A 9,457-nucleotide genomic window follows, 5' to 3' on the forward strand; every position below is an offset into this window, starting at 1 on the left:
CGGGGCGGGGGGGGGAGGGAGGGCGCTGTTCACTGCTGATCCGACCGTTTTGGGGTCGGTCAGGCGCGGGGAGTCGCCGGTTTGCCGGGACGGGTCCAGATGCGGAGGGATTGCAGGAGAAAACTTTCCAAGGCGGCGGATTCGTCGAGATTGAGGTTGAGCAGGCCGACCTGGTGTTCGAGTTGCGCGATGGCTTCGGTGATGGAGCGGCGCATGGTGGTGTCGCCGTTCGTCAAGAGGGCTTCGCGGGCGAAGGTGGTCGTGGTTTGCTCGATGTCGGTAAAGAGCCGGGCGCGCAGGCCTTTGGAGAGGCCGGTTTCGATGGCTTCGCGTTCCTCTTCCTTGAGGTCTTCGGGGAGGTGGGCTTTTTCTTTTTTCCAGAGGTCGGCGGTGGCGAAGTCGAGGATGGCACCAAAGCGCGCAGTGAGGCCGTAAACTCCGAGGAGGGCGTCGGCCACTGCTTTTTTGCCGGTGGCGGCTGCGCCGCCGGTGAGTTTGGCGAGCCAGGCGTGGTAGTCCTGCCGCCAGGCTTCCCAGCCGTCGGGCGGAGTGTGCTGGCCGGGGTCGGGGAAGCGGAAGTTGAGGCAGCGGCTGCGGATGGTGGGGAGAAGGGCGTAGGGGCGGGTCGTGAGGAGGAGGAGCGTGGTGTTGGCGGGGGGTTCTTCGAGGGTTTTGAGGAAGATGTTGGCGGCGGAGACGTGCATGCGGTCGCATTCGTGGATGATGGCGACTTTGCAGGGGGCGGCGGTGGAGGAGACTTGGGTTTTACCTATGAGTTCGCGGGTGGCCTCGGCACCGATCTGGCGCATCTTGCCGGCGGGGCGGAGTTCGAAGAGGTCGGGGTGGCTGCCGGTGTCGGCGTGGATGGGGCGGCGGGCGGCGGCGGGGTGGGTGGGTGGATTGAGGAGTCGGTCGGAAAGGGTGTAGGCGACAGAAGCAAGGAGTTCGTGGTCGGGACCGGTGATGAGGAGGCTGTGCGAGAGGCGGCGTCGGTCGATGGCGCGTTCGATGACCGCGACGGCAGGGGTGCCGTCAACGGCGGAGGGCCAGGGAAGGGGGACGTGCGACATCGGTGGAACTGTTTATTTTGTCTCACGCAGAGACGCAGAGGCGCAGAGAATAGCACTTGGAAAAACGGTATTCTCCGCGTCTCTCTGCGGCTCTGCGTGAGTCTTTTTAAACACGATGGGATTAGTGCCCATTAGTGTCCATTAGTGGTTAAAAAGTCAGTGGGCTTGGGTTCGACGGTTTCCGTTTTGGTGATGAGCTTGAGAACTTCATCCCAGATGTGCTTGGCGACTTCGTCCTCGGTTTGGGTGCCGTCGAGGACGAGGAAGGCGCGGGGGAGGCTTTTGGCCAGAAAGAGGTAGCCTTCGCGGACTTTGTGATAGAAGTCGATGTTCTCGCGTTCCATGCGGTCGGGGAGGTCGGAGGCGCGGCGGTTGATGCGGGCGAGGCTGACTTCGGGGGGAACGTCGAGGATGATGGTGAGGTCGGGCATGACGTTGCCGACCGCAAATTGGTTGATGAGGTTGACCGGGTCCATGGCGAGGTTGCGGGCCACGCCTTGGTAAACGGTCGAGGAGTCGAGGAAGCGGTCGCTGAGGACGATCTCGCCGCGGAGGAGGCGGGGGGCGATGACTTCGCGCACGAGTTGGGCGCGGGAAGCGGCGAAGAGAAGAAGCTCGGTCTCGGCGCACATCTCGTCGCCTTTTGAGTTGTGGACGATGATGTTGCGGACTTGTTCTCCGATCTCGGTGCCTCCGGGCTCGCGGGTGCAAAAGACGTCACGCCCAAGGAGTTGGATGTGTTTGGCGAGGCGGGCGATCTGCGTGGACTTGCCGCAGCCTTCGGGTCCTTCGAGGGAGATGAGTTTGCCGGTTGGTTTGTGTTTTTTGAGTGGCACGTCGTGTGTGGGTTTTGTTGCTGATTGGAGGGAGATATGGGCGATTTAACGCCAGCGGGCGAGGAATGTTTCGAGGTCGGCGAGGCTGGGGCTGTGCGCGCTGCGAACGTAGTGGCCGGAGGTGCAGACGCCGATGCCGAGGCAGGCTTCGGGGCTGAGTCCGAGGAGCTGGCCGGTGCTGAAGCCGGCGTTGAAGTGGTCGCCAGCGCCGGTCGTGATGAGGGGTTTTTCGCAGAAGGGGCCGGGGAGCCAGTAGTCGCCTTCGGAGGTGGCGCAGGCGGCGGAGGCGCGGGGGTGGACGACCACGGTGGAGAGGGCGAGTTTTTGCCGGATCGCAGAGGCCATGTGGCGAAGGGCTTTTTCGTCGTTGCCGTCGTCGCTTTCGCTGAGGCCGAGGCCGAGCGCGGCGTAAACTTGCTGGGCTTCTTTGAAGTTGAGGCCGAGGGTGACGGAGCCGTGCTGTTCGAAGCGTCCGATGATTTCAAGGGCGTCAAGGAGGTCGTGGACGGAGCGTTTTTCCGGATCGGCGAGGTCGAAGAAGAAGATGCGGCGGGCGGCGGCGGCGGGGAGGCGCGGGAGGATGTGGTCGGCAATGCCTTTGAACACGCCGGTCATGTTGGGGATCATGGTCCAGTTGACGAGGGCCACGAGGTCGGCGGTGGCGAGGAGTTTTATCAGGCCGTCTTCGCCGAGCGCGTCGAGAAGGCGGGGATAGGTGATTTCGTCGAGGCTCTTCATCTGGCCGAGCATGAGTTTGCCGTCATGAAACTCGACCGCAGTGGTGGCGGCGGGCTCGCAGAGCGTGATGGTGCGACGGGAGCGGGCGGCCATGTCGGCGAAGATGGGGTGGACGTTGTTGTCCTTGCCGATCGCGCCGATGTAGGTGAGCGCCGAACCGGCAGCCAGGAGGGCGTTGGCCATGATGGGGCCGTTGCCGCCGAGTTTTTCCATGCGGGGATAAAACTCGATGTTGGTGCTTTTGCCGGCGGCGCTGAGCACGCGCTGGCCAAACTCGGTGATGGTCTCGATGGCGGTGAAGGCGTCGCCCTGCCCGGTGCGCTGGGCCACGGGGGTGACGATGGTGTCAACGAAACCATCGAGGCCGACGACGACGTTTTTGCCTTTGATGCGCTCGCGGGCGGCGGAGAGTTCCTGTAGGACGCGTTGTTGAAAGGACATGGCGGGTTGGGAAATACGAATGCCCAACCAAAAGGGCGGCACAAGGACCGGCAACTAGAATTAGCGCGCCGGTGTCACGGTGGAGTCCGGGGGGGGGGGGGGGGGAAGGAGCGGGGAGGCGGAACGTCTGATGTTCCGCCTCGCGCTTCAACCGGCCATCAGCGTCCGGCCATCAGAGCCCGGCACGCCAGGAAATCGCGGTGCAGGCGGTGAAAGACGGCGTATTTGCGTTCGTGATACGCCGCGATTTTGCCGCGCGCCGGGGCGATGGTCTGGCCGGCGGCGTTCATGGCACTCATTGCCGCCACGAGCGAGGGATGCGCGCCGGAGGCCGCCGCGCCGAGAACCGCCGAGCCGAGCAGCACGGCCTCGGGCTCCGCGGGCAGCACAAGTTTGCAACCGGTGATGTCGGCGTGCTCGCGCAGGAACACGGGGTTCTTGGTGCCGCCGCCGCACACGAAGAGCGTGGTGATGGCGTAGCCTTTTTTGTTCATCTCCTCGATAATGTGGCGCGTGCCGTAAGCCACGGCTTGGATGGCGGCGAGATACTGGAGCGCAAGGTCGTCGGCGGTGGCGGAGAGGGTGAGTCCGCTGATGACGCCGCGCAGCGTGGGATTGGCGCGCGGAGAACGGTTGCCGTGAAAATCGGGCTGCACATGCAGGTCGCGCGTCAATTCGGCGGGATGCGCAATATCGCCCGCAGCCTGCGCGACGGCGGCAAGCGCGGCGAGGCGCTCGTTGAGTAATTCGTAAATGGTGCGCCCCTGTTTCTGCGCATCCGCTTTCAGATCGGCGGCAGCGGCGTGCGAAAAGATGACGTGGTCGATGAGCGCACCGGTTGCCGATTGTCCGCCTTCGGTGAGCCAGAGGCCGGGAATCATGGCCGAAAAATACGGGCCCCAGATGCCTTTGATGAAACGCGGTTCGGGCGACACGCCCATGTGGCACGAGGAGGTGCCGCCAATAAGTGCGAGGCGCGTGCCGAGTTCGCGCGGTGTGGGTGCCGCTGTTTTCTTTGTAGTTGTTTTCTGGCTACCGGTGCCAAGCGGCGCGCCGAGCATGCCGATGCCGCCGGCGTGGGCGTCGATGATGGAGACGCCGACGGGTGTGCCGGGTGCGAGGCCGAGTTCGCGGGCGGCGCGCCCGGTGAGTCCGCGCCCGACGGGTTCGCCCATGGGACGGACGCGCGAGCCGACGCGCAAAAAGTTTTCCGCGGCGAGGTCGCCGAGTCCGATTTTCTGGAAATAACTCGCGTCCCAACCCGCGCCGTCGAGTCCGCGATGGCCGAGGTAGGTCCACTTGCAAACCACCGAGCACAGCGAGCGAGTGTCGTCTCCGGTTGCCCGATACGTGAGGAAATCGGGCAGGTCGAAAAAGCGCGCTGCACGTCGCCAGGTTTCGGGGAGATTTTGTTTTAGCCAGAGGAGTTTGGGCGTCTGCATCTCGGGCGAGATGACGCCCCCGACGTAACGCAGCACGGGATGGCGGGTGGCGTTGATTTTTTCCGTCTGCCTGATGGCGCGGTGGTCCATCCAGACGATGACGTTTTGCGCATCCTCGCCCGTGGGGCTGACGGACACGGGACGCCCGGCGGCATCGACGGCGACGAGCGAACATGTAGCGTCAAACCCGATACCGCGCACTTGCGCGGGCGCGGCTCCGGCCTTGGCAAGCGCCTCGCGGGTGGCGGTGCAGCACGCCTCCCAAATGTCATCGGAGGACTGCTCGACGAAGTCGGGCTGCGGTTTCCACATGCGGATGGCGCAGCTGGCGGAGGCGAGCATTTTGCCCGTTTCGGTAAACAGCCCGGCGCGGGCGCTGCCGGTGCCGACGTCGATGCCGAGAAAGAGAGGAGTGGTCATGGTTTTTTGGATAATCCGGCGACCTTTGAAATAAAATAGGTGTTGTCGATCTGCTAAAATCCGGAAAATAGTTTAGCAATGAAGCGCAAGGAAATGAGTGATGAATTTAGCAAGCCCGCCAGTGACGCAAGGAGCGGCGGGGGGGGGGGGGGACGCGCGGGGTTGAAGGACATCGCGGCACTGGCCGGGGTGTCGCTCGGGTCGGTTTCGAGCGTGTTGAACAACCGTCATCTGGAGCGCCGCATCACGCACGAGACGGCGCAGGCGATCCGCAAGGCGGCGGCGCAACTCGGCTACCTGCCCAACATCGGGGCGCGCAAACTGCGCGGCGGCGCGGGGGCGAAAAATACGATTTTGCTGGCGTTGATTACGAGCTTCGAGGCGCCGATTCCGTTGATCGACCGCTTCATCATCGCGCTGCGCCGCGAGGTGGAGGCGAGCCGGTTCGCGCAGTCGGACTACACGTGCTCGGTGATGATCGAGATGTTCACCGCCGGCCGCCTGCGCGAGATGCCGGGCATCCTGACGGGCGACCATTTTAATGCCGCAATCATCCTCAACACGGTGCCGGAGGACGACGTGTTTCTGGCGCGCTCCCACCTCCCCTACCCTGCCGTGCTGGTCAACCGGCTGGTGCCCGGTTATTCGTCGGTCGTGGAGCCGGACGACTGCGGCCTGCGTCCCGCCGAGGTGTTTGCGCAAAGGAAGCGGTCGCACCTCGCAGTGCTGCATGGCAGCCCGCTGACGCAAATTACGCAGAACCGTGTGAACACGTTTATCCGTCGCGCGCAGGAACTCACGGGGCGCGCGCCGGCGGAAATCGTCGCGGACAAACTCTCCGAGGCCGGCGGCTACGAGGCGATGCGCGCCTGGTTGAACGGCGAGGGGAAAGATGACAAGCGACGGCAAGGGGGGGGGGGGGGCGGCGGATGTTGCGACGGACTCTACGCGGTGTCGGACGCGCTGGCGATGGGCGCGTATCAGGCGTTGCGTGAGCACGGGCTGGCAATCCCGCGCAATGTCGCGGTGATCGGCGTGGGTGATTATCAAGTGGCGCCGTTTTTCGATCCGCCGTTGTCATGTATTGGAGTTTCACATACAGAATTGGCGGAACTCGCCAGCCGCCAGCTCATCAAGTCGCTCACCACCCCAGACTCCCCGCCCGAAACGATCCACGCCGCCCTGTTGGAAAACCTGCGCGGCTCGACCGGACATGGAAAATGAAGGGCGAAGAATTAACCACAGAGACACGGAGACACAAAGATCGAGCCTAAGACTGCCAAGCCAACCTGTGATTCTCTGTGTCTTCGTGTCTCTGTAGTTAATTCTTCTTCGTTACCTTTGTTACCCTCTGTTCAATAGACTTGTCGCAGGGCGCTCGGCGCCTGACCGAACTGCCGCCGCACGGCCTTGTTGAAATGTTGCGCATCCGGGATGCCCACCTGCCACGCGATCTGCTTAATCGACATCGTGGTGTGCCGCAGCAGGTGCAGCGCCGACTCCATGCGCCGACCGCGGATGTAGTCGCCCACGGTTGTGCCGACCGCTGATTTGAACAGGCGGTTGAGGTGCGTTTGCGAGACGTTAAGTTCCCCTGCGAGCGCCTCGACTTCGATGGATTCCGCCAGGTGCATGTCGATTTCATCCATGGCCCGCGCCACGATGGGATGCTGGTAATTTCCACCCTTTCCGCCCCCCGACGATGGCCCCGGCACTAGCTGCCACAAGATATCCCAAAGCCGCGCCACGGCCCGCTCCGGCTGCGCCCGGTAAAGCGATGATACCGCCTGCAACTCCGCCCGCAGCGGCTCGAATTCCCTGCCCAAGTCCTGCATAATCGGAATGTCCACGGCGCGTCCGTCCGCTTCCTCTTTTGACTCTGACGCCGGGATGAAATGAGCCCACGTTTTGACGGTTGGTTTTCGAAACGTATAAACCAAATCCGCATCCGACCAGGTGATCCCCGCGTAGCCATGGCGAAACGGATACACGTCACCATCAATGCGCACTTCGCCTTCACCTTGGAACAGATTGAGGCACCAAAATCGGTCGAGCCGGTAACGTTCCGCCCCGTGCCGTCCATGCGTGCGTCGTCCCGACATGCGCAGGATCGACGGCGGATGGGTCAAGGGGATGGGGTGGGAGGCGGAGCGGAACAACTTGGGGTTCATGATGCACGTTAAACCTTGGAAGTCCCCCCGCCCGCTAGTCCCGGTTCCATATCGTTCAGCCATGCACGGCCTTTCACAAGACCTCGACCAGACGTTCACCGCGTTTCAATGCCTCCACCACCAGAGGCCAGTTCGGCAACAACCACTCCATCAACTCCGCGTTGGTGCAGTTGCCAATGCGCAGCCACACAACGGACGGCCCCGGCCTCCCCGCCCGCACCCAATCGGCAAAATCCTCGTCCTTGCTCACGATCACTTCCTGCCGGGCGGCAGCATATTGCCACAAGTCGTTGTCCGGGCTTTGGCCCATCGCCAACTCCAACACATGCTCGGCCTCATGGCCGGCTTCCCGCAACCGGCGCGCCAATGCCTTGGGCAACTGGGTATCGACCAGGAATCTCATGCGGGTTGCAGGCGGATGATGCTATGATCGGCCTGAGCGGAGGCGTATTGCAGGCAGGCCCGGATGTCCTCGGGTTCGAGGAACTCATAGTCTTCCAGGATTTCCCGCTCGGTGGCCCCGGCTGCCAGCAGATCGAGCACGTCCTTGACTCGCAGACGGTAACCGCGAATGCAGGGACGCCCGCCACATTTGCCGGACTCCAATGTGATTCGGTCCAGGTAGTTTTTGCTCATGGCGGATACCATGGACATTTTGTGCGCTTTTGCGAGCCGGTTTGGTGCCAATCAGTCCGATTTTGATCATTATGCCGCCTCCCGCAGATGTTGATTTCATACCACTTTTGGCGACTTACGCCAATTGTTCAAACCCCCTCGTTCTACTAAGATGCCCACGCACTTCCTTATGAACCCTTTCGCCAAGACTGCGGCACTTCTTTCTACCTGCCTCTGTATCGTGGTTTCAACTACTCTGGCCGAATCCATCAAGCTCTTCCCATCGCCCACGCCTCCGACCCAATTACCCCGGCACTGGAACATCGCCGAACTTCTCACGCCACCGACAACATATCCCGTCGAAGACCCCGCGCTCATCTCCACCAGCACGGACAACAACATTACACCGCTCTTCTTCGACAACATTCCCTACAACGGAAACCCCACGCGCGTCTTCGCCTGGCTCGGCATCCCCTCCCCTCCCCCCCCCCCCTCCCGCCTCGCGACCAAACACCCCGCCATTGTTCTCGTCCACGGCGGAGGCGGCACCGCCTACCGCGACTGGGTGAAACTTTGGAACTCCCGAGGCTACGCCGCCATCGCCCTCGACACCTGCGGCGCCATGCCAACGACAGCCGACGGCATGCACCTCAAAACCAAACGCCACCCGCACTCCGGCGCACCCTTTTCTGGAGGCGGCTTTGCCCGCGCCCTCGACCCCATCCAAGACCAATGGCCCACCCACGCCATCGCTGCCATCATCCGCGCCCACAGCCTCCTCTTGGCGCACCCCTCTGTTGACCCCCAAGGCACCGGCATCACCGGCATTTCCTGGGGCGGCATCCTCACAGAAATCGCCGCCACACTCGACCCCCGCTTCAAATTTGCCGCGCCCGTTTACGGATGCGCTTACCTCGGTGAAAACTCATTCTGGCTCGAAACCGAATTCCAAAAACTTCCGCCCGAAACCATCGCTCGCTGGATCAGCCTCTGGGACCCCAGCCAGTACCTCGGACTCCCCTCCACCGCCACTCCCGCCGCCCGCACCCCATTCCTCTTTGTCAACGGAACCAACGACAAACACTTCCGCCCCGACTCCTGGCGCAAAACCATTCGCCTCGCCGCCACCACCGGACGCCCCATCACACGCACCCTCAAAATCCGCATGTCGCACGATCACCCACCCGCTGGCGACCCGATCGAAATCACCCGCTACGCCAACGCCATCCTCCGCGACCGCCCCCCCCCCCCCCACTCCTCTCGCAAACCCCCACCACCCTCCGCTGGCAAGCCCCCGCCGCCGCGCCCGTTGTTCGCGCCGAACTCGTTTACACCACCGACACCGGTCCCTGGCCCGCCCGCCATTGGCAAACCACACCCGCCACCATCACAACGACAACCAACACCGCCACCGCACCCATCCCGCACGACGCCACCGCTTGGTATCTGAATCTCCATGACACCCTTGGCTGCATCACCAGCGGAGAACACTACGAACGCACCGACACCCAACCAACTCCTCTCTAACCAATGACACCCTTCAACACCACCGCCCGCTGGATCTGGGACGACACCGCACCCGGAAAAATCGAACAATACAACCTCCTCGCTCGCCGCGAATTTTCCCTCCCCCCTCCCCTCCTCCGCGAAATCCAGACCACAGGCGACGCCCGCCTGCGCATCACTGCCGAGTCCTATTACCAAGTCTGGATCAACGGACAAAT

The 9,457-nt window shown here is 62.9% G+C and carries 10 protein-coding genes; 3 read left to right on the forward strand and 7 right to left on the reverse strand.

Going from position 1 to position 9,457, the window contains the following annotated elements:
* Positions 1-59 precede the first annotated feature (59 nt).
* The 4 genes from OBACDRAFT_RS24090 to OBACDRAFT_RS24105 all read right to left on the reverse strand — a co-directional run bounded on the left by OBACDRAFT_RS24090 (position 60) and on the right by OBACDRAFT_RS24105 (position 4,947).
* Complete coding sequence (locus tag OBACDRAFT_RS24090; RefSeq protein WP_043589681.1) at positions 60-1,070, reverse strand: DNA polymerase III subunit gamma/tau; 1,011 nt, start codon at positions 1,068-1,070, stop codon at positions 60-62.
* A 131-nt stretch (positions 1,071-1,201) separates the two neighbouring features.
* Entirely contained in the window at positions 1,202-1,906 is a 705-nt protein-coding gene (tmk, locus tag OBACDRAFT_RS24095) for a dTMP kinase (protein ID WP_052362519.1), read from the reverse strand.
* 45 nt (positions 1,907-1,951) lie between these two features.
* The gene (locus OBACDRAFT_RS24100) at positions 1,952-3,085 is read right to left on the reverse strand and encodes a PfkB family carbohydrate kinase (protein ID WP_043589682.1); all 1,134 of its coding nucleotides are present in this window, start codon (positions 3,083-3,085) and stop codon (positions 1,952-1,954) included.
* Between the two features lie 158 nt (positions 3,086-3,243).
* Positions 3,244-4,947 carry an FGGY-family carbohydrate kinase gene (locus tag OBACDRAFT_RS24105; RefSeq protein ID WP_043589684.1) on the reverse strand — a complete coding sequence of 568 codons (1,704 nt, stop codon included), beginning with the start codon at positions 4,945-4,947 and terminating at the stop codon, positions 3,244-3,246.
* Between the two features lie 78 nt (positions 4,948-5,025).
* Between OBACDRAFT_RS24105 and OBACDRAFT_RS24110 the strand changes: the two genes are divergently transcribed.
* Positions 5,026-6,171: a LacI family DNA-binding transcriptional regulator gene (locus tag OBACDRAFT_RS24110; RefSeq protein ID WP_232767751.1), complete on the forward strand. Its 1,146-nt coding sequence runs from the start codon at positions 5,026-5,028 to the stop codon at positions 6,169-6,171.
* 131 nt (positions 6,172-6,302) lie between these two features.
* Here OBACDRAFT_RS24110 and OBACDRAFT_RS24115 read toward each other — a convergent pair whose 3' ends face one another.
* From OBACDRAFT_RS24115 to OBACDRAFT_RS24125, 3 genes are all read right to left on the reverse strand, one after another.
* Positions 6,303-7,118, reverse strand: coding sequence for a helix-turn-helix transcriptional regulator (locus OBACDRAFT_RS24115; RefSeq protein WP_043589686.1), 816 nt, complete (start codon positions 7,116-7,118; stop codon positions 6,303-6,305).
* Between the two features lie 73 nt (positions 7,119-7,191).
* Positions 7,192-7,521 carry a DUF5615 family PIN-like protein gene (locus OBACDRAFT_RS24120; protein WP_043589688.1) on the reverse strand — a complete coding sequence of 110 codons (330 nt, stop codon included), beginning with the start codon at positions 7,519-7,521 and terminating at the stop codon, positions 7,192-7,194.
* The gene (locus tag OBACDRAFT_RS24125) at positions 7,518-7,754 is read right to left on the reverse strand and encodes a DUF433 domain-containing protein (protein ID WP_043589697.1); all 237 of its coding nucleotides are present in this window, start codon (positions 7,752-7,754) and stop codon (positions 7,518-7,520) included. The genes OBACDRAFT_RS24120 and OBACDRAFT_RS24125 overlap by 4 nt, the downstream gene beginning before the upstream one ends.
* A gap of 169 nt (positions 7,755-7,923) precedes the next feature.
* On the opposite strand from OBACDRAFT_RS24125, the gene OBACDRAFT_RS24130 reads away from it, so the two are divergent.
* The gene (locus tag OBACDRAFT_RS24130) at positions 7,924-9,183 is read left to right on the forward strand and encodes an alpha/beta hydrolase family protein (protein WP_157837275.1); all 1,260 of its coding nucleotides are present in this window, start codon (positions 7,924-7,926) and stop codon (positions 9,181-9,183) included.
* An 80-nt stretch (positions 9,184-9,263) separates the two neighbouring features.
* On the forward strand, positions 9,264-9,457 hold a 194-nt coding region (locus OBACDRAFT_RS24135), incomplete at its 3' end, for a hypothetical protein (protein ID WP_043589690.1).

Origin of the sequence: Geminisphaera colitermitum TAV2 (assembly GCF_000171235.2) — a bacterium.
Classification (GTDB): Bacteria; Verrucomicrobiota; Verrucomicrobiia; order Opitutales; family Opitutaceae; genus Geminisphaera; species Geminisphaera colitermitum.